Annotated in this window: 16 protein-coding genes; 12 read left to right on the top strand and 4 right to left on the bottom strand. The window is 66.7% G+C overall.

From position 1 onward, the window contains the following. Positions 1 to 6: 6 nt before the first annotated feature. From EV672_RS04070 to EV672_RS19205, 8 genes are all read left to right on the top strand, one after another. On the top strand, positions 7 to 696 hold the full coding sequence (locus tag EV672_RS04070; RefSeq protein ID WP_133606590.1) for a lipase secretion chaperone: 690 nt from the start codon (positions 7 to 9) through the stop codon (positions 694 to 696). 586 nt (positions 697 to 1,282) lie between these two features. Further along, positions 1,283 to 2,470: a flagellar biosynthesis protein FlhB gene (gene flhB, locus EV672_RS04065; protein WP_133606589.1), complete on the top strand. Its 1,188-nt coding sequence runs from the start codon at positions 1,283 to 1,285 to the stop codon at positions 2,468 to 2,470. Positions 2,471 to 2,630: 160 nt separating this feature from the next. Continuing rightward, positions 2,631 to 4,739: a flagellar biosynthesis protein FlhA gene (gene flhA, locus EV672_RS04060; RefSeq protein ID WP_133606588.1), complete on the top strand. Its 2,109-nt coding sequence runs from the start codon at positions 2,631 to 2,633 to the stop codon at positions 4,737 to 4,739. Further along, complete coding sequence (gene flhF / locus EV672_RS04055) at positions 4,736 to 6,484, top strand: flagellar biosynthesis GTPase FlhF (protein WP_133606586.1); 1,749 nt, start codon at positions 4,736 to 4,738, stop codon at positions 6,482 to 6,484. The genes flhA and flhF overlap by 4 nt, the downstream gene beginning before the upstream one ends. Before the next feature lie 13 nt (positions 6,485 to 6,497). Beyond that, positions 6,498 to 7,331: a MinD/ParA family ATP-binding protein gene (locus EV672_RS04050; RefSeq protein WP_133606584.1), complete on the top strand. Its 834-nt coding sequence runs from the start codon at positions 6,498 to 6,500 to the stop codon at positions 7,329 to 7,331. Between the two features lie 17 nt (positions 7,332 to 7,348). Then, complete coding sequence (locus tag EV672_RS04045) at positions 7,349 to 8,071, top strand: RNA polymerase sigma factor FliA (RefSeq protein WP_133606582.1); 723 nt, start codon at positions 7,349 to 7,351, stop codon at positions 8,069 to 8,071. Positions 8,072 to 8,124: 53 nt separating this feature from the next. Further along, positions 8,125 to 9,558 (top strand): methyl-accepting chemotaxis protein, encoded by a 1,434-nt coding sequence (locus EV672_RS04040; protein ID WP_133606580.1) that lies wholly within the window; start codon positions 8,125 to 8,127, stop codon positions 9,556 to 9,558. Positions 9,559 to 9,641: 83 nt separating this feature from the next. Further along, positions 9,642 to 11,075, top strand: coding sequence for a methyl-accepting chemotaxis protein (locus tag EV672_RS19205; protein ID WP_133606578.1), 1,434 nt, complete (start codon positions 9,642 to 9,644; stop codon positions 11,073 to 11,075). A 22-nt stretch (positions 11,076 to 11,097) separates the two neighbouring features. Here the strand turns inward: EV672_RS19205 and argF are convergent, their stop codons facing one another. After that, positions 11,098 to 12,030, bottom strand: coding sequence for an ornithine carbamoyltransferase (argF, locus tag EV672_RS04030; protein WP_133606576.1), 933 nt, complete (start codon positions 12,028 to 12,030; stop codon positions 11,098 to 11,100). 9 nt (positions 12,031 to 12,039) lie between these two features. Next, positions 12,040 to 13,251 (bottom strand): aspartate aminotransferase family protein, encoded by a 1,212-nt coding sequence (locus EV672_RS04025; protein WP_133606574.1) that lies wholly within the window; start codon positions 13,249 to 13,251, stop codon positions 12,040 to 12,042. Positions 13,252 to 13,556: 305 nt separating this feature from the next. On the opposite strand from EV672_RS04025, the gene EV672_RS04020 reads away from it, so the two are divergent. Continuing rightward, the gene (locus EV672_RS04020) at positions 13,557 to 13,910 is read left to right on the top strand and encodes a DUF3579 domain-containing protein (RefSeq protein ID WP_133606572.1); all 354 of its coding nucleotides are present in this window, start codon (positions 13,557 to 13,559) and stop codon (positions 13,908 to 13,910) included. Between the two features lie 126 nt (positions 13,911 to 14,036). Here the strand turns inward: EV672_RS04020 and rpsT are convergent, their stop codons facing one another. Beyond that, positions 14,037 to 14,336: a 30S ribosomal protein S20 gene (rpsT, locus tag EV672_RS04015; RefSeq protein WP_133606570.1), complete on the bottom strand. Its 300-nt coding sequence runs from the start codon at positions 14,334 to 14,336 to the stop codon at positions 14,037 to 14,039. Positions 14,337 to 14,529: 193 nt separating this feature from the next. On the opposite strand from rpsT, the gene murJ reads away from it, so the two are divergent. The 3 genes from murJ to EV672_RS04000 all read left to right on the top strand — a co-directional run bounded on the left by murJ (position 14,530) and on the right by EV672_RS04000 (position 18,331). After that, positions 14,530 to 16,092 (top strand): murein biosynthesis integral membrane protein MurJ, encoded by a 1,563-nt coding sequence (gene murJ / locus EV672_RS04010; RefSeq protein ID WP_133606568.1) that lies wholly within the window; start codon positions 14,530 to 14,532, stop codon positions 16,090 to 16,092. 135 nt (positions 16,093 to 16,227) lie between these two features. After that, positions 16,228 to 18,078, top strand: coding sequence for a patatin-like phospholipase family protein (locus tag EV672_RS04005; protein WP_133606566.1), 1,851 nt, complete (start codon positions 16,228 to 16,230; stop codon positions 18,076 to 18,078). Positions 18,079 to 18,091: 13 nt separating this feature from the next. After that, on the top strand, positions 18,092 to 18,331 hold the full coding sequence (locus tag EV672_RS04000; RefSeq protein ID WP_133606564.1) for a hypothetical protein: 240 nt from the start codon (positions 18,092 to 18,094) through the stop codon (positions 18,329 to 18,331). A gap of 42 nt (positions 18,332 to 18,373) precedes the next feature. Here EV672_RS04000 and radA read toward each other — a convergent pair whose 3' ends face one another. After that, entirely contained in the window at positions 18,374 to 19,747 is a 1,374-nt protein-coding gene (gene radA / locus EV672_RS03995; RefSeq protein ID WP_133606562.1) for a DNA repair protein RadA, read from the bottom strand. Between the last annotated feature and the right edge of the window lie 4 nt (positions 19,748 to 19,751).

Below are 19,751 nucleotides of genomic sequence, written 5' to 3'. Positions count from 1 at the left end.
CGGTCCATGAAGCGCCGGCAGTTCGCGGCACTGGCGCTGGTCGCCGTGGCGCTGGCAGCGGGCACCGCGCTGTGGCTGCACGGACGCCCCGGGGTGTCCGATGCCGCCGCACCCGATGCCGCTGGTGGCCTGTCGGCGGCCATGCAGGCCACGCCCGGCCTGGGGACGTCCAGGCCCGCTGGTGCCAACCCCTGGGCCATGCTGCCTGACGGCCAGCCGAGGTCACCCCTGGACCACATCGCACCCCCTGTGTTCAAGGCCAATGCCCGTGGCGGTTTGCACATCGACGCCCAAGCCGGCGTGGACATCGAACGCCTCACCGGGCTGTACGGCCGAGACGAGGCCTTGCAGAAAATCACCGAGGCGACTCAGACGCTGCCGGCCCAGGCGCAGCGCGAGGCGCGCGGCCTGTACGAGCAGTACGCCCAGTACAACCAGGCGCTCACCACGGCCATTGGGGCCACGTCCGACAGCCCTTCGCTGGACGAGGCCCGCCAGCAACTGCAGACGCTCAAGGCCTTGCGCGCCCAGTACTTTGGCGAGCGCGCCGAGGCGCTGTTCGGCCAGGAGGAGGCGCTGCAACAGCGCTTGCTCGACGATGCCGCCGAGTTGATGAAGACGCGCAAGCTGTCGCAGGACGAGGCCATTGGCCAGGCGCAGGCGCGCCTCGGTCAGGAGATGGCTTCGAAGCCCTGAGCGCCGAGCGCCAACCGGCGCGGGTGACGTCCGTGGGGCGGTGCGTGCTGGGCGATGGCGCAGCGTCGCCGCATTTCGCTTGGCCTGACGGCCGCCACGCACGACCATCGCACCATCCAGGTGCATTCGCCGCGCGGTGTGTGTCGGGCGTCGCCCGCTGAACTCGGCCTGCCGCCTCCAGAGCTCGGGCCATCGCCCGTTGCCAGCGGCGCGTCGGGCATGCAGGCCTTGCGCGCGCCCCGATCCGCGCGGCGCGCCAGTGGCAAAGGGTGGCGCGCCGCTGAATCTGGGTGACGTGCCGCACCTAGGGAACCCGGCGAGCAAGCCAGAACGGCCGGCACACCGCCTGTTTCGGCCGGCGTGCCAGGTGCCGCAACCTTGCGCCCGACCCGAACTGCGCGGCGCACCGAGTGATTCGGGCGAGGGCCCGCGCAGCGGCGCTTGCGCCAGCGTCGGGCACCTTCCACCCCGCGAAACGCGCCCCGAACAAGCCACCTCGCGCCCCGCTTATCCGACCCATGGGGCGCACCTGGGAGGGGAACAATCCCTTCCAGCCCTCCCACCACGTCCCGCGTGACGCACCCCCATGTCCGAAGGCTCAGAAGACAAGCAGCTACCAGCCTCGGCCAAAAAACTGGCCGACGCCCGCAAGGAAGGCCAGGTCGTCCGCTCGAAGGACCTGGGGCACTTCCTCGTCCTGCTGGCGGCCACCGCGGCCCTGCTGGGGCTGACGCCGGTGTGGATGTCGCACATGGAAAAGCTGCTGCAGGCCGGCCTGCGCTTCGACGCCCGCACCGTGGCCAACCCCGATTTCATGCTGGAGCGCGTGGGCGTGTGGGCCAGCCAGTGGCTGATGGTGGCCGTGCCTTTCGGCCTGGCCGTGGCGCTGGGCTCGGTGGCGGCCTCGGTGGCGGCGGGCGGCTGGGTGATGTCCTTCCAGATCATCAGCCCCAAGTTCAGCAAGCTCAATCCCATCCAGGGCATCGCCAACCTGTTTTCCAAGGCGCACATGGTGGACGCGCTCAAGGCCTCGGCCCTGGGGCTGGTGCTGGGCGCCGCGGGCATCACCTTCCTGATGAAGGTCTGGCCCAGCATGGCCAACCTGCTGGCCATGCCCCTGCCGGCCGCCATCCACACCCTGGGCGTGACGCTGGCCGAGGTCATCGGCTCCATGCTGCTGGTCGTCGCCTTCTTCGCGATCATCGATTTCCCCCTGCAGAAGTTCCTCTTCGCCGAGAAGATGAAGATGAGCCACCAGGAGATGAAGGAAGAGTTCAAGCAGCAGGAAGGCAACCAGGAGGTCAAGGGCCGCATCAAGCAGAAGATGCGCGAGATGACCAAGAAGCGCATGCTGGCCGCCATCCCCACGGCCGACCTGGTGGTCATGAACCCGACCCACTATGCCGTGGCGCTGAAGTACGAAGAGGGCAGCATGGGCGCCCCCCGTGTGGTGGCCAAGGGCACCGACCTGCTGGCGCTGAAGATCCGCGACCTCGCCGTCGAGCACCGCGTGCCCGTGCTGGAGGCGCCGCCCCTGGCGCGTGCCCTCTACGCCCACACCGAGCTCGACATGGAGGTGCCCGTGGCGCTCTACAGCGCCGTGGCCCAGGTGCTGGCCTATGTCTATCAGCTCAAGCAGGCCCTCACCGGCCAGGGCGCCATGCCGGGCAACCTGCCCGACCTGGACGTGCCCAACGAGCTCGACCCGCACCACCCGGCGTCGAAGACCGCCCGGGCGGCCCGGGCCCAGCGCGCAGCCACCGCGGCCGGCTGATGTGACATCCGTCACGGGCCGTCGCGAGGGGTGTCAGGGGTGAGGCTTTCACCCCACGAAAGCCCCCCGGAATAGCAGCAGACCACCCCTGCTTATCTCGCTAAAGCTTGGGCCCCGCGCGGAAAACAATCCTTGCAACCCTTTGTAAGGATGTGCCCTCATGCACCCGCTGTTGCAAAAGCTCCAGGCCATCACCGGCAACGATCCCAAGCGCTTCCAGATGATGGCCGCGCCCGTCGTCGTGGTGTGCGTGCTGGCCCTGATGGTGCTGCCCCTGCCGCCCTTCGTGCTGGACCTGTTCTTCACCTTCAACATCGCGATGTCGCTGATGGTGATGATGGTGGCGGCCACCATGCTGCGTCCGCTGGACTTCGCGGCCTTTCCCTCGGTGCTGCTGCTGACCACGCTGTTGCGTCTGTCGCTGAACGTGGCCTCCACCCGGGTGGTGCTGCTCGAAGGCCACACCGGCGCGGGCGCCGCGGGCAAGGTGATCGAGTCCTTCGGCCACTTCCTGATCGGTGGCAACTTCGCCGTCGGTCTGATCGTCTTCGCCATCCTGGTGGTCATCAACTTCATCGTGATCACCAAGGGCTCGGAGCGCATCGCCGAAGTCGCCGCGCGCTTCGCCCTGGACGCCATGCCCGGCAAACAGATGGCCATCGACGCCGACCTGGGCGCGGGCCTGATCGACGAGCAAGAGGCCAAGAAGCGCCGCCGCGAAGTCGGAGAAGAGGCCGAGTTCCACGGTTCCATGGACGGTGCCTCGAAGTTCGTGCGCGGTGACGCGGTCGCCGGCATCCTGATCCTGTTCATCAACATCATCGGTGGCTTCGTCATCGGCGTGGTGCAGCACAGCCTGTCGCCCTCCGAGGCCGCCAGCTCTTACATCCTGCTGGCCGTGGGCGACGCCCTGGTCGCGCAGATCCCGGCGCTGCTGATCTCGGTGGCGTCCGCGATGGTGGTGTCGCGCGTCGGCAAGGAGCAGGACATCGGCGGCCAGATCATTGGCCAGATGTTCGAGAACGCCAAGGTGCTGGGCGTGGCCGCCGGCATCATCGGCATGCTGGGTGTGATCCCGGGCATGCCCTCCATCGTCTTCCTGCCCGTCGCCGGTGGCCTGGGCTGGCTGGCCTGGAAGACCCACCTCAAGCAGGAAGCCGCCAAGAACGCCCCGCCGCCGTCCGAGGCCCCCGCCCAGGCCGCGCCCAATCCGAATGGCGAAGCCAGCTGGGAAGACCTGCAGCCGGTGGACACCCTCGGCCTGGAAGTGGGCTACCGCCTGATCCAGCTGGTGGACAAGGACCGCGGCGGCGACTTGCTGACCCGCATCAAGGGCGTGCGCCGCAAGTTCGCCCAAGAGGTCGGCTTCCTGCCGCCTTCTGTGCACATCAAGGACAACCTGGAGCTCAAGCCCAGCTTTTACCGCATCACCCTGCGCGGTGCCGTGGTGGGCGAGGGCGAGGTTTTCCCCAACATGCTGATGGCCATCAACCCCGGCCACGTCACCAACCCGATCGCTGGCACCCAGGCCGTGGACCCCGCTTTCGGCCTGCCCGCCGTGTGGGTCGAGGAGCGCCAGCGCGATGCCGCGCAAATGGCCGGCTACACCGTCGTTGATCCCTCGACCGTGGTGGCCACCCATCTTTCACACTTGATGCAACTCCACGCCGCCAAGCTTCTGGGCCGCGTCGAGACCCAGCAACTGGTCGAGCATGTGACCAAGCTGGCCCCGAAACTGATCGAAGACGTGGTACCCAAGATGGTCGGCATCGCAACCCTGCAGAAAGTGCTCCAGCTCCTCCTGGAGGAAGGCGTGCACATCCGCGACATGCGCTCCATCATCGAAACCATCGCCGAGCAGGCTGCCATGGCGCCCAACCTGGTCAACGACCCGTCGGAGCTGTCGCGCCGCATCCGCGTGGGCCTGGCCCCGGCCATCGTCCAGCAGATTTACGGCCCGGTCAAAGAGCTGGACGTCATCGCCATCGAGCCCGACCTGGAGCGCCTGCTGACGCAAGCCCTGACCTCGGCCAACGGCCCGATGCTGGACCCCGGCGTGGCCGACCACCTCACCCGCCAGGCCGCCGAAGCCGTGCAGCGCCAGGAGAACATGGGCCAGCCGGCCTGCCTGCTGGTGCCCGACCTGATCCGCCCCTCGGTGGCCCGACTGCTCAAGCGCGCCGCACCCCGTCTCAAGGTGCTGGGACACAGCGAGATCCCTGAGACCCATTCGATTCGCATCGGTACCCTGATCGGAGGCCACGCATGAACGTCAAACGCTTCATTGGACGCAACAGCCGCGAGGCCATGCAAAAGGTCAAGGCTGCGCTGGGTGACGAGGCCATCGTGCTGTCCACCAAACCCGCATCGGAAGGTGGCATCGAGATTCTGGCGATGGGTGCCGAAGGCATGGCCGCGGTCGAGTCGATGTCGTCGTCCTCGGGTGGCCGCAGCCCTGCGCGGGACCACCGCGAACCCCGTGACGCTCGCGCAGAGCGCGCCGAGCCCCAGGACGAGGCCCCCGCGGCTTCGGCCAGCGGCCGCAGCGTGTCGCAGGCGGTGTCGGAGTCTGTTTCGCAGATCGCCCACAACGTGCAGGAAGACGTCAAGCAGCTGGCCATGAGCACGCTGTCCTTCCAGGACTATGTGCGCGAACGCATGCTCAAGCGCCGCCAGGCCGCCATCCAGCGCACCGAACCCGCGCTGGCCGCCACGCCCGAAGCCCAGCTGACCCAGCGTTTTGCCGAGCCCGCCCACCCCGCGGCCAAGCCGGCCAAGGCCGCACCGCGCCCCAGCACCACCGCCGTGGACCTGGCCGCCGAGCCGGTGCTGACGCAGGTGGTGGAAGAGTCGCAACAGCCACCTCGCCAACAGCCCCGCGCCGCCCAGGCCCATGCCGAATTGACCATGGACCAGGTCGTCGCCCGCCGCGCCGCGCCGGCTGCCATGCCGGCCGCCGCCCAGCGCCCTCAGGCCGCCAAGCCTGCCGCTGCGGCCAACCCCCAGGCCGACCGCGCCACCCTGGAGGCCCTCAAGGCCGCCCAGGAAGCCAACGCCGTCATGCTGGGCGAGTTGCGTGCCATGCGCGCCATGGTGACCGAGCGCTTCGAGACCATGGCCTTCCTCGACAAGCTGGGCCGCACCCCGGCGCAAGCCACCCTGGCCCAGCGCCTGCTGGATGGCGGCTTCTCCACCGTGCTGATCCGCAAGCTGCTGGACGCCATGCCCGCCGAGGTCACCAATGGCCAGGCCGACGAACTCGCCTGGGCCACCCAGGTGCTGCAGCGCAACCTGAACACCGCCGACACCGAACGTGCCGTCGAAGACCAGGGCGGCATCTTCGCCCTGATCGGCGCCACCGGCGTGGGCAAGACCACCACCACCGCCAAGCTGGCCGCCACCTTCGCTGCCAAGCACGGCGCCAACAACCTCGGCCTCATCACCCTGGACGCCTACCGCGTCGGTGCCCATGAACAGCTGCGCGCTTATGGCCGCATCCTCGGTGTGCCTGTGCACATGGCCCACGACCGCGCCGCCCTGGAAGACCTGCTGGAGCTGCTGTCGGGCAAGAAGCTCATCCTGATCGACACCGCCGGCATGGCCCAGCGCGACAGCCGCACCAAGGACCTGCTGGACATGCTCTCGCACCCCAGCATCAAGAAGCTGCTGGTCATCAACGCCTCGGCCCAGGGCGACGCCATCGAAGACGTCATGCACGCCTACCAAGCGCAGCAGTGCGCAGGCGTGGTCCTGTCCAAGCTGGACGAGGCCGTGAAGCTCGGTCCGGCGCTGGATGCGTTAATTCGTCACAAGCTCAAGGTGCTGGGTGTGGCCAACGGCCAACGCGTGCCGGAAGATTGGCATCGCCTCTCGTCACAAGCCCTGGTGCACCGTGCCATGCGTGCCAGCCTGAACCCCGCCTACCGCCTGGACCCCAACGAGGTCAGCCTCATCCTGGCCACGCCCTCCATGCCCGCCGTCGCGGACATGCTGACTGCCGCCCGTGGTGCCTGAGCGGAACACCCCCATGGCCAGCACCGCCCACACCCTCAAGCCTCCCGCCATGCACCCGGTTGACCAGGCGCAGGGCTTGCGCCAGATGTTCGCCACCCGTGTGTTGCGCTTCATCCCGGTGGTCGCCAACCCGCGTGCCGCCTCGGCCGGTGGTCTGGTGCTGGAGCGCCTGTGCGCGGCCTACGGCGCTTGTGGGCTGCACACCTTGGTGGTCGATGCGTCTGAGCAGGCCCGCCCGCCTGGCGAACTCGCCGAATTCGACCTCGCCGAGGGCGTGGAGCGCCTGTCCTCGCAAGTGAGCTACATGGCCGCCCGCGGTCTGCCCCTGACTTTCGCCGATGCGCGCGGCTCGTGCGAAAGCCTGCTCGACGCCTTGGCCGATGCCTCTCCGCAAAGCGATGTGGTGCTGGTGCATGCCTCCGCCAGCGAGTTGGTGCGCATCTTTGCCCGCCGCGGCCGCCACGCCAACCTGCGCCCACTGGTCTTCACCAATGACATGGCCGAAGGCCTCACCGATGCCTATGCCGCGGTCAAGGTGCTGAGCCAGCGCGGCGGCTGGATGGCGTACGACCTGCTGATGTGCGCGTCGCGCCGCAGCATACAGGCCGACGAGGTCATCGCCCGCTTGGCACGTTGTGCCGATGAGTTCCTGGGTGTGGCCCAGCGCACGGCCTTGCGCCTGGACCCTTTCGAGCCCGCATCGCTCGACCCCGACGCCCGTTTCATGGACATGGCCGCCGGTTTGTTGCGCAGTGCCTTGCCCCACACCCTGGGCGACAACGCCTTCGACCACCTGGTCTCGCCGGGCGCCGCCCTGCCAGCCCGCCAGTCTGCCGTCCTCAATTGATGCCCACGGAGCCCCGCATGTCCAGCACGTACACCGCCCAAGGACGCCTTGACATCAACAGCTTGCTCAAGCAGTACAGCCCGCTGGTGCGCCGCCTGGCCCATCAGATGATCGCCAAGCTGCCGGCCAACGTGGAGATCGACGACCTCATCCAGGTCGGCATGATCGGCCTGACCGACGCGCTCAGCCGCTTCGACGCAGGGCAGGGCGTGCAGTTCGAGACCTTCGCCACCCAGCGCATCCGCGGCGCCATGCTCGACGAGCTGCGCGGCGCAGACTGGCTCAGCCGAGGCACCCGCAAGCAGCAGCGCGACATCGAACGCGCCGTGCACAGCCTGGAGCAAAAGCTCGGCCGCGCGCCGCAGGAAAGCGAGATCGCCAAAGAAATGGGCATGGACCTCGGCGACTACCAGGAGATGCTCGGCAAGGTGCGCGGCACCCAGCTCATCTACCTGGAAGACATGAGCGGCGAAGACGGCGACAACGACTACCTCGACCGCCACGTCACCGCCGAGGGCGACGACCCGCTGAGCCTGCTCGAAGACCACCGCATGCGCAGCGCGCTGGTGGAAGCCATCAAAAACCTGCCGGAGCGCGAGCAGTACGTCATGAGCATGTACTACGAGCAGGACATGAACCTCAAAGAGATCGCAGCGGTCCTGGGGGTCACGGAATCGCGCGTGTGTCAGCTTCACAGCCAGTCCATCGCCCGGCTGCGAGTCAAGCTCAGAGAGTGGTGAGCTGAGACCCAGCGCACCCTCGGGCGATGGCCTTCCCCTCCAAGAGGAAGCCCATGTTGGCCTTGTTCAAGAAGCGCGATGCCGCTCCGGTGGCATCACAGACGGCATCACAGACCGGTGCCTCCGCGCACCCTGACGCCGCATCCACCGATGCCGGTGTGCAGGCGCTCGCCCAGACCCTGCAGCGCGACACGAGCGGCCTGGGGCTGGAAGCTGCGCAGTTGCGCGGCACCCTGGAAGACTCTGCTGCCGTGGCCGAGCGCCAGGTCGGCACCCTGACCGAGCTGGTCCACCAGGCCCAGCAGATCGGCCAGGCGCAGCAGCACATCCACAGCGAAACCCAGCTCAGCCAGCAGGCCCTGCAGCGCGCGCGCGACAGCGTCGAGCACGTCGGCAGCGAGGTCACGGGCGTGGTCAGCACGCTGCACCAGGTGTCCGAGGCCGCGCGCCAGATCACCCAGGTCGCCCTGCAGACGCGGCTGGTGGCCTTCAACGCCTCGGTCGAGGCCAAGCGTGCCGGTGACGCCGGCTTGGGCTTTGGCGTGGTGGCCGATGCGGTCAAGGACCTGTCCACCCAGGTGGAATCGATCTCCAAGGCCATCATGGGCACGGTCGCCACGCTCGACCAGCGCATCCAGTCGCTGGCGGCCGACCTGAGCACCACCTCGGAGGTGCCAGAGGGCCAGGGGGTGGGTCAGGTGGGTGGCAAGGCCGGCAAGGGCAAGCCGGACAGCGGCCGCCGGGTGCATCAGGCCTTGTTGGGTGTGGAAGCGGCCGTGCAGCGCATCGTCAGTGCGGCCGAATCCAGCGCGCAGCTCTCCAGCGGCATCAACCAGCAGGTCAGCCGCATGGCGCAGGAGGTGCAGCAAACCCGCGACGTGCTGGGCACGGCCACGCGCCGCAGCGAAGCGGTGCTGGGGGTGTCCGAGCGCCTGATGGAATTGATCGCCACCTGTGGCGTCGAGACCTCCGACACGCCCTACATCCACATGGCCCAGCAGGTGGCCGGCCAGATCGCCCACGCGCTCGGCGAGGCCCTGGCGCAAGGTCGCATCTCGCAGGCGCAGCTGTTCGACGAGCACTACCAGGCCCTCTCCGGCAGCCAGCCGCCTCAGCACACCTCGGCCTTCAACGCCCTGAGCGATGCGCTCTTTCCCGGTTTCCAGGAAGCCGCGCTCAAGGCGCTGCCCCAGGTCGTGTTCTGCATCGCGGCCGACCGCAACGGCTACATCTCCACCCACAACCGCGCGTACTGCCAGCCGCAGCGCCCAGGCGACGTGGTCTGGAACACCGCCCACAGCCGCTGGCGACGCATCTTCAACGACCGCACTGGCCTGGCCTCGGCGCGCAACACGCGGCCCTTCCTGCTGCAGACCTACCGCCGCGACATGGGCGGTGGCAACTTCGTGCTGCTGAAGGAGGCGTCCGCCCCCATCGAGGTGGCTGGACGGCATTGGGGCGGCTTGCGACTGGCGTATCGGTTTTGATCTAGCTCAAGTTCTGTGCGCGACGCGCCGAAGAACGTCGAACGGGCTTAAAGGGGGGGGGTCCATGTGCCGATAAACCCAGCATGAACGCCTCAGAAACCGCAACACCCGCCCTGCACCACAACGACCTTGTGGTGCTTCTGGCCATCTTCGCGACCTTCCTGGGCACCCAGGCCTACGGCGTGACCTTCGACAACGTCGGCATCGCGCTGATGCTGGGCGTGCCCCTGATGGCCATCAGCGTGATGGTCGCCTACATGGGCCGGGCCCAGCGGGCCCTCAGCCGCGCGGCCCTGCCTTTCCTGGGCATGGCCATGGTCGGCCTGATGATCCATGTGTCCCGCGGGCACAACGAGGCCCACTTCGCGGTGTTCGCCTTCCTGGCCTGCCTGGTGGTCTATCGCCGCGCCATGCCCATCCTGGTGGGCGCGGTCAGCATCGCCATCCACCACCTGAGCTTCAACCAGTTCCAGGCCTGGGGCTGGGGCCCGATGTGCTTTGCCGAGGCCAGCTTCCTGCGGGTGGTCGAGCACGCGCTGTTCGTGGTGGCCGAGAGCGGCGTGCTGCTCTTCCTGGCCGCCCGCGCCCAGGCCGAGTTCCGTGCGGCCGAAGAAATCGTCGAGATCGCCGAGCACCTGGTGTCCAACGACGGCGCGGTGGACCTGAACCTGCCGCCGGCCCGCTCCAACGACCCTGCTTCTCACAAGCTGCGCGAGGCCTTGGGCCACATCGCCCGCACCATCGAGCAGGTGCGCCAGGCCACCGACGCCATCCGCGACGCGTCCAACGACATCGCCGCCGGCAACCTGGCCCTGAGCTTGCGCACCGAGCAGGCCGCCGCCAGCATCCAGGAAACCGCTGCGTCGGTCGATCAGATCGCCGCGACCATCCGCACCAGCACCGAGCACGCCCACCAGGCCAATGCCCTGGCTGGGCAGGCTTCGAACGTGGCGGTGGAGGGCGGCGAGGCCGTCGGCCGCGTGGTGGCCACCATGTCGGGCATCCAGCAGTCCAGTCGCAAGATCACCGACATCATTGGCGTGATCGATGGCATCGCCTTCCAGACCAACATCCTGGCCCTCAATGCCGCGGTGGAAGCGGCCCGGGCCGGCGAGCAAGGACGCGGCTTTGCGGTCGTGGCGTCCGAAGTGCGCAGCCTGGCCCAGCGCAGCGCCGAGGCGGCCAAAGAAATCAAACAACTCATCACCAGCAGCGTCGAGCAGGTGGAGTCAGGCAGCTTGCTGGTGGGCAACACGGGCGAGACCATCGGTCAGGTCGTCGAGCAGGTGCGCCGCGTGACCGAACTGGTCGGCCAGATCACCACCTCCAGCTCAGAACAGAACCTGGGCATCGGCCAGATCAACACCACCATTGGCATGCTGGACCAGGCCACGCAGCAAAACGCTGCACTGGTGGAGCAAACCGCCGCCGCTGCCGACAGCCTCAAGCAACAGGCCGACCGCCTGGCCGACGCCATGGGCTTGTTCCGCCAGCACGGCCACTTTGCCCGCGCCTGAGGGCAGGGCGGGCTGACCTGCCTCAGCCGATGCGACCGAGCAGCAGGTACTCCATGAGCACCTTCTGCACGTGCATGCGGTTCTCGGCCTCGTCCCACACGACGGACTGCGGTCCGTCGATGACCTCGGCTTCGACCTCTTCGCCACGGTGTGCGGGCAGGCAGTGCATGAACAGGGCGTCGGGCTTGGCCACGGCCATCATGTCTGCATCGACGCACCAGTCGGCAAACGCCTTCTTGCGCGCTTCGTTCTCGGCTTCATAGCCCATGGATGTCCACACGTCGGTGGTGACCAAGTCGGCGCCGCGGCAGGCGTCCATCGGGTCCTGGAAGACCTTGTAGCAATCGGTGCCGGCGATGCCTGCCACGGTCGGGTCGATTTCATAGCCGCTGGGCGTGCTCACGTGCACCGTGAAGCCCAAAAGCTCTGCGGCTTGCAGCCAGGTGTTGGCCATGTTGTTGCCATCGCCCACCCAGGCCACCACCTTGCCCTGGATCGAGCCTCGGTGCTCGATGAAGGTGAAGATGTCGGCCAGGATCTGACAGGGGTGGAACTCATTCGTCAGCCCATTGATGACGGGCACGCGCGAGTTGGCCGCGAACTTCGTCAGCTTTGTCTGCTCGTAGGTGCGGATCATCACGATGTCCACCATCCGAGAGATCACCTTGGCGCTGTCCTCGATGGGCTCGCTGCGGCCCAGCTGGCTGCCGTCGGTGGTCAGGTGCACCACCGAGCCGCCCATCTGGTACATGCCGGCCTCGAAGCTCACGCGGGTGCGCGTGGACGCCTTCTCGAAGATCATGGCCAGGGTGCGGTCCACCAGGGGCGTGTACTTCTCGTAGTTCTTGAAGCGCTGCTTGACGAGGGCTGCGCGCTGGAACAGGTACTCGTACTCCGGCGCGCGCAGGTCCTTGAACTGAAGGTAGTGCTTGATCAGGCTGTTTCCGGGCTTCATGGCGGTGACTCAGGCCTGGGGTTCGGACAGGAACTGGCGCACGATGGGGGCGAGGATGCCCACCAGCTCGTCGGCCTGTGCCGTGGTGAAGATCAGCGGCGGCAGCAAGCGCACGACCTTGTCGGCCGTCACGCTGAGCAGCAGGCCGGCGTCGAGCGCGCGGTTGAGGATGATGCCGCAGGGGCGGTCCAGTTCGATGCCGATCATCAGTCCCTGGCCACGGATCTCGACCACGCCCGGCATACCTGCGAACTCGCGGCGCAAGGCGGCCATGAGGTGCTCGCCCACGTGGGCGGCATTGGCCATCAGCCCATCGGCCTCCATGATCTTGAGCGTTTCCACGCCGGCGCGCATGGCCAGCGGGTTGCCGCCAAACGTCGTGCCGTGGTTGCCGGGCTTGAGCACGTGCGCGGCCTTCGGGCCACACACCACCGCGCCGATGGGCACGCCCGAACCCAGGCCCTTGGCCAGGGGCATGACGTCGGGCAGCACGCCAGACCACTGGTGCGCAAACCACTTGCCCGTGCGCCCGATGCCGCATTGCACCTCGTCGAGCATCAACAGCCAGCCTTGCTTGTCGCACAGGGCGCGCACCGCCTGCAGGTAGTCGGAGCGGGCCGGGTTGACGCCGCCTTCGCCCTGGATGACCTCCAGGAACACGGCCGTCACATTGGGGTTGGTGCGGGCCACCTCTTCCAGCGCGGCGATGTCGTTGAGTGGCACGCGCACAAAGCCTTCGACCAGGGGCTCGAAGCCGGCGTGCACCTTGGGGTTGCCTGTGGCCGACAGCGTGGCGATCGAGCGGCCATGGAAGGCCTTCTCATAAACCACCACCTCTGCGCGGTCGATGCCCTTGTCGTGGCCGAACTTGCGCGCGATTTTCAGCGCCGCTTCGTTGGCTTCCAGGCCCGAGTTGCAGAAGAAGACGTTGGTCAGGCCCGAGCGCTCGACCAGCATCTTCGCGAGTTCCTCCTGCAGCGGCACCTGGTAGTAGTTGCAGCAGTGGATCATCTGGCTGACCTGCTCCTGCAGGGCCGGCACGAGCTTGGGGTGGTTGTGTCCCAGGGTGTTGACCGCGATGCCCGAGAGGCCGTCCAGGTAACGTCGGCCCGTGGTGTCCCAGACTTCGGCGCCCTGGCCATGCGACAAGGCGATGGGCAGGCGGCCGTAGGTGGGCATGACGTGGGGCATGACGTCGGTGGGGGCGGCGGGGGCGTTCATGGGCGAATCTCTCTGTGAAATGAAAACGGCGCAGCCCTCACTGCGCCTGCGGACATTCTATGCAAAACGCCTGTGCAGGCAGGTGTTTGCCCGCGGGTTGCATCCCCTGGTGCAGCAAATTCCCGGGTCATGGGCGCCGCCAAGTTGCGATCAGCGCGTCTGTCCGCGACAATAGCGTCCTGTCTCCCAAGGACCGACCGCCTGGCTACCCGCCGGGAGCCTTCCTTGTTCTCCGCAGCAGCCAGACACAATCTGGCGTTGCGACTGTCGATTTACCCATTGCACAGCCCGTCGGAAGCGCCACCGTGTCGACGTCCTCGCCCACAGACCGATCCCATCCCCCCCGCGAAGTTTTCATCCAGGGCCTGACCTCCGCCGGTAGGACCTTCCGCCCCAGCGATTGGGCCGAGCGCCTGGCCGGCGCCATGTCCTGCTTCCGCCCTGGCGGCGTGGCCTCGGGGCCCATGGCCCACATCGGCTACTCGCCGTACTGCGTGCCCACCAGCATCGACAACGTCAAGTGCGTGGTGGTCAACGAGGCCCTGCGCGACATCGAACCCATGGCCTGGGACTTCGTCATGAACTTCGCCCGCGACAACGACCTGCAGGTGGTGGACGCGTGTTTGCTGCCAGACGTGCGCAACCCCGTTAAGCGTTGACGCTCCGCCGGATGGGCCGGCGCCTGGCCTTGGCCCTCGCCTTGGCATTCAAACAGGCATGAAAAAGGCCCTCCGAGGAGGGCCTTGCTGTTGGGCGCTGCGTGGGGCGCCCAGGTCAGTCAGTGATCAAGCGGCAACGGCCATGGCCTTGATCTTGGCCGACAGGCGGCTCTTGTGGCGAGCGGCCTTGTTCTTGTGGAAGATGCCCTTGTCGGCGATCGAGTCGATCACGGATTGAGCGGTCTTGAAGGCGTCGGCAGCGCGTGACTTGTCGCCAGCTTGCACGGCCTTCAGCACGCCCTTGACGGCGGTGCGGAACTTCGAGCGCATGGCCGAGTTGGCAGCGTTCAGCTTGACGTCCTGGCGGACGCGCTTGCGGCCCGAAGCGATGCGGACGGTCTTCTTGACTTTGGATGCAGATGCCATGGTGAGCAACCTTTTGAAGCCTGTGTGAGGCTTGTTCGCCCCTGCGGATGCCTGGCTGCGCCGACCCACCGGCGCACACCAATTCGCACCCCACAAGGGTGAAAGATGGAAAGCCGGCGATCATAGCGGGTTTCCAGGCCGGTGTCCAGAGACATGAGCGGGCAGCGCCCGGGGCGCTTCCTATAATGCGGCGATGAGCCTGTTGAAATCTGCGTCCATCGTCTCCCTGATGACCCTGGCGTCCCGCATCACGGGGCTGGTCCGCGAACTGTTGATCGCGGCGGCCTTCGGGGCCAGCGCCACGACCGACGCCTTCAACGTCGCCTTCCGCATCCCCAACCTGCTGCGCCGGCTGTTCGCCGAGGGCGCCTTCTCGCAGGCCTTCGTGCCCATCCTGGCCGAGAGTCGCGCCCGCCAGGGCGACGAGGCCACACACGACCTGGTCAACGCCGTCGGCACGGTGCTGCTGGGCGCCTTGACGGTGGTGTGTGTGCTGGGCGTGCTGGGCGCGCCCGCGGTGGTCTGGTTGATGGCCTCGGGCCTCAAGGACAGCGGAGGTTTTGACGCCGCCGTGGTCATGACGCGCTGGATGTTCCCCTACATCGGCTTCATGTCCCTCGTCGCGTTGAGCGCGGGCATCTTGAACACCTGGGGGCGTTTCGCGGTGCCGGCCATCACGCCGGTGCTGCTCAACCTGTCGGTGATCGCGGCCGCGGCCATCGGTGCGCCCCTGCTGCGCGACCACGGCGTCGAGCCGGTGTACGCCCTGGCCATGGGCGTGATGCTGGGCGGCTTGTTGCAGTTGGGCGTGCAGGTGCCGGCGCTTTTGCGCATCGGCATGGTGCCGCGCATCGGCCTGTCGCTGTCGGCCTGGCGGCGCGCCTGGGCGCACCCGGGCGTCAAGCGCGTGCTGCGCCAGATGGCGCCGGCGGTGCTGGGTGTGTCGGTGGCGCAGGTTTCCTTGCTGGTGAACACGCAGATCGCATCCCACCTGGGCGCGGGGGCGGTGTCCTGGCTGACCTATGCCGACCGCCTGATGGAGTTCCCCACGGCCATGCTGGGCGTGGCGCTCGGGGTGGTGCTGCTGCCGCAGCTGTCGCGGGCGCAGGCCAGTGGTGACGTGAAGGAGTTCTCTGACCTGCTCGACTGGGGCTTGCGCCTGGTGCTGTTGCTGGCCTTGCCCAGCGCTGTGGCCTTGCTGGTGTTTGCCAAGCCCTTGGTGGCGGTGCTCTACCACTATGGCCGCTTCAGTCCTCACGATGTGCAGCAAACGGTGCTGGCGCTGTCATGCTACGGTGTCGGCCTGATGGGCCTGGTGGGCGTGAAGGTGCTGGCGCCGGGCTTTTATGCCACGCAGGACATCCGCACGCCGGTGCGCATCGGCATCACCGTGCTGCTCATCACGCAGGCCATGAACGCCGTTTTCGTGCCCTGGTTGGGGCATGCGGGGCTGGCGCTGTCCATCGGCCTGGGCTCGATGGTGAACTCCGCCTGGCTGCTGGTGGGCTTGCGCCGTGCCGGGCGCTACACGCCGTCGCCTGGGTGGTGCTTGTTCGGCCTGCGGGTTGTCGGTGCCACGGCCTTGCTCGGCGTGGGCCTGTGGATGGCCAGCACCCAGTTGGACTGGGTCGGCATGCGGGCCCAGCCGCTGTGGCGCATCGGCGCGATGGCGGGCTGCCTGGTGGCTGCGGGCGTGGTGTACTTTGGCGCGCTGATGGCGTCGGGGCTGAACTTGCGCCAGGCCATCAAGCGCTGAGGCCTGGTGGCTGCCTGACAGCTCCAAGTGCGGCCGCTGCGTGCTGCACAATCCTCACAAAAGCACCATGTGGGGGAGTGGCCGTGGTGCGTGCCTTGCGTCTGATGACGAGGGCATGCGTCGGCCTGCCGGGCAATGAAAACCGTGTTCTGTATTTTCCAAGGCGGGGGAGCTCAGGGCATCAGCCACGTGGGCGCCTTCAGCGCCATCCGTGAGTTGGACATCCAGATCGCTGGAGTGGCTGGCACCTCTGCTGGCGCGCTCATTGCAGCCTTGATTGCTGTGGGTTGCGAGCCGGGTGACATCATTGAACCGACCTCGGCCCAGACAAGCGAGCAGCGTGACATCCTGAGCCGCCATGGGATGAGCCCCATCGACCTCTTGGGGCGCAAGGAGTGGCGCAAGTTCAAATTTTTGCTGCACCTGTCGCAGTTTCCGCTGCTGTACTTCATGGTGCTGGTGTTTGGCTACCTCTCCCTGTTTGGGCTGCTGGTGGGGCAGGTGCAGGGCTCAAGTGGCACATGGGACGCAGGCTTGCTCTGCGTGCTTGTCGCCTTGGCCGGTTTGGCCTTGTTGCTGACGCTTTCGGTGTTCATTTATTTGATACGGCCCATCATCCGGGACAAGGGCATTTTTGATCCAGAGCGCGTAGAGGCTGCGATCGAGCAGATTCTGCGGCACGAGGTGAAACGACACCTGGACCGTTTCACAGATGAAGATCGCCGCCGTTTGGGGGCTGATTTTTCCGGGTTGCCGCACAACCGCAAATTGTCTTTCAGAGACATTGATCCACGCCGATTTCGCGCGTTGGACAACCCTCCGCCCTTCGTCGAAGTCAAAATCGCGACCACCGATTTGACCGACGGCAAGCTCCAGCTTTTCGGGCACGATCACCACCCCGATGCGTCCATGGCCGAGGTGGTGGCTGCATCCATCAGCATCCCCTTGATTTTCAAGCCAGCCCGCATCACGTCCGTCACCGCTTACAAGGACCACATTTTTGTCGATGGGGGCTTGCTGGCCAATTTGCCTGTCTGGGCGTTCAAGGAGGAGAAGAAGTACCACGAACGCCGACTCAACCCCCACCAGACTGTGCCCAACATCGCCTTTGAGTTGCGCGACGCCTTGAGCCATGGCGAGGCAGCCTCTGGTTGGTTCGCATCGCCCTTGCGTTTGTTGTGGCGTGATGGTGTGGTCGGTGGCTTGCGTTGGGCCTTGTTCGGTCGGCGAGACATCGGTTTTCTGGGACACACCAAGCGGGTGCTGCGCACGGGCATTTTCGGCGGACAGGCCATCACCCACAATTTTGTCTCCGACCTCACTTCGGTGAAAATCGAAAGCCCAGTGGCGCTGTTGGCGTTCGATGTGTCCTGGCACAAGGCGCGTGATGCCTATCAGGCCGGTCTGCTGCAATCGTACCGAGCCATCTTGCGCCAGGTCCAGGCTGGGCAGAAGGTGCAGCAACTGCTGGCTGAATTGCATGACATCGCATTGCGCGCAGTGCAGTCGTCTGGCGTTGCCCACGATGAAGGGCTCAGGCTGCGTTTGCTGGTGTTCATGCGTGTCGGTCGGTCTTGCTTCAAGGTTGTCCACAGCCACAACCTGCACGACGACACCGATGACCAAATCGTCATCGATGTGGATTGCAAGGGTGTGCCGCAGGCGCACGACCAGCGCCTGCCGGTCAGTTTGAGGCGCAGCGCACACCTGCACACCCTTGCGCAACGCGAAAAAATACCGATGTCGAAGTACGACCTTGCAAATTTATGGCGTGACTGGGAGAGCACAGTGTGTTATCCGTTGATCAGCAGCAATGATCGTGAGACACTCCAAATGCCTTTGCAGGAAAGGCCAGTCGCAGTGTTGAGCATCGACAGCAACAGAGACATCTCCGAGGCGTTGATGTCTGACTTTTCTGTCCAGAGCATCGTCAGCCATGCTGCCGGCTTGGTGCCACTGCTTCCGTCCAGCCTGGAGAACCTCTGAGATGGCGTCACACATGAATACAAATGCGGCAACGACCGCATCGGCTTCGAGTGCAGTCTCCAGTGCGCAGACCTTGCCGGCCCCGAGCACCCAAGCGGCGCACGGTGAAATTGAGGTCGTCATCAAGGCAGGCTTTGCGTTCACGGTGCCCAGAGACATCCGCGAGAAAAACCGCCAGGAACTCGAAGCATTCAACAGCGACATCGAAGAGCGATTGCTCAACCTCCGGGTCAAGTACAAATTCGAAGCTTGACGTTGGGAGCCAAGGCACTCAACAGCGCCTTGGCATGCGCTGTCACAACTCGCGCACGAGGTTGATGGCCTCTTCGACGCGGTCCACCGTGTGGATGGTCAGGCCCTCGATGGGCTTCTTGGGCGCATTGGCCTTGGGCACCACGGCCACGGTGAAGCCCAGTTTGGCGGCTTCCTTGAGGCGTTCCTGACCGCGCGGGGCAGGGCGCACCTCGCCGGCCAGGCCCACTTCACCGAAGGCGATGAAACCCTTGGGCAAGGGCCGTGCGCGCAGGCTGCTCTGGATGGCCAGCAGCACGGCCAGGTCGGCCGCGGGCTCGCTGATGCGCACACCGCCCACGGCGTTGACGAACACATCCTGGTCGAAGCAGGCCATGCCCGCATGGCGGTGCAGCACCGCCAGCAACATGGCGAGGCGGTCGCGTTCCAGGCCCACGCTCAGGCGGCGCGGGCTGGGGCCACCTGAATCGACCAGCGCCTGGATCTCCACCAGCAGCGGCCGCGTGCCCTCCAGCGTCACCAGCACGCAGGAGCCCGGCACCGGCTCGCTGTGCGTGGACAGGAAGATGGCGCTCGGGTTGTTCACACCCTTGAGGCCCTTGTCGGTCATGGCGAAGACGCCAATTTCGTTGACGGCGCCAAAGCGGTTCTTGATGGCGCGCACCAGGCGGAAGCTGCTGTGCGTGTCGCCCTCGAAGTACAGCACCGTGTCCACGATGTGCTCCAGCACGCGGGGGCCGGCCAGCGCGCCTTCCTTGGTCACGTGGCCCACCAGCACGACGGTGCAGCCGCTGGCCTTGGCCGTGCGGGTGAGGTGGGCGGCGCACTCGCGCACCTGCGCCACCGAGCCTGGCGCCGAGCTGAGCTGGTCCGAGAACAGCGTCTGGATGGAGTCGATCACGCAGAAAGCGGGTTGCTCGGCCTCCAGCGTGGCGAGGATGTTCTCCAGCTGGATCTCCGCCTGCACGCGCACCTGCGAGCCGTCCAGGCCCAGGCGGTGCGCACGCATCGCCACCTGGGCGCCGCTTTCTTCGCCCGTCACGTACAGCACCTTCATCTGCCGCGACAAGCCGTCCAGCGCCTGCAGCAGCAGCGTCGATTTGCCGATGCCCGGGTCGCCGCCGATCAGCACCACGCCGCCGGCCACGATGCCGCCGCCCAGCACGCGGTCCAGCTCGTCGATGCCGGTGGGCGTGCGGGCCACGTCGGCCGCTTCGATGTCGGCCAGGGTGGTCACCGGCTGGGCCGCGTTCAGGCCACGGGCCAAGGCCTGCATGCGGTTCTTGCCTGGGCCCACGGGCTCGGCCCGCGTTTCTTCGAGCGTGTTCCAGGCATTGCAGCTCGGGCACTTGCCCAGCCACTTGGGGCTGGTGCCGCCGCATTCCTGGCAGGTGTAGATGGTTTTGTCTTTGGCCATGGGG

The organism is Aquabacterium commune (assembly GCF_004362855.1).
Taxonomy (GTDB): domain Bacteria; phylum Pseudomonadota; class Gammaproteobacteria; order Burkholderiales; family Burkholderiaceae_C; genus Aquabacterium; species Aquabacterium commune.
This window is presented reverse-complemented; position numbering and strand designations above follow the sequence as displayed.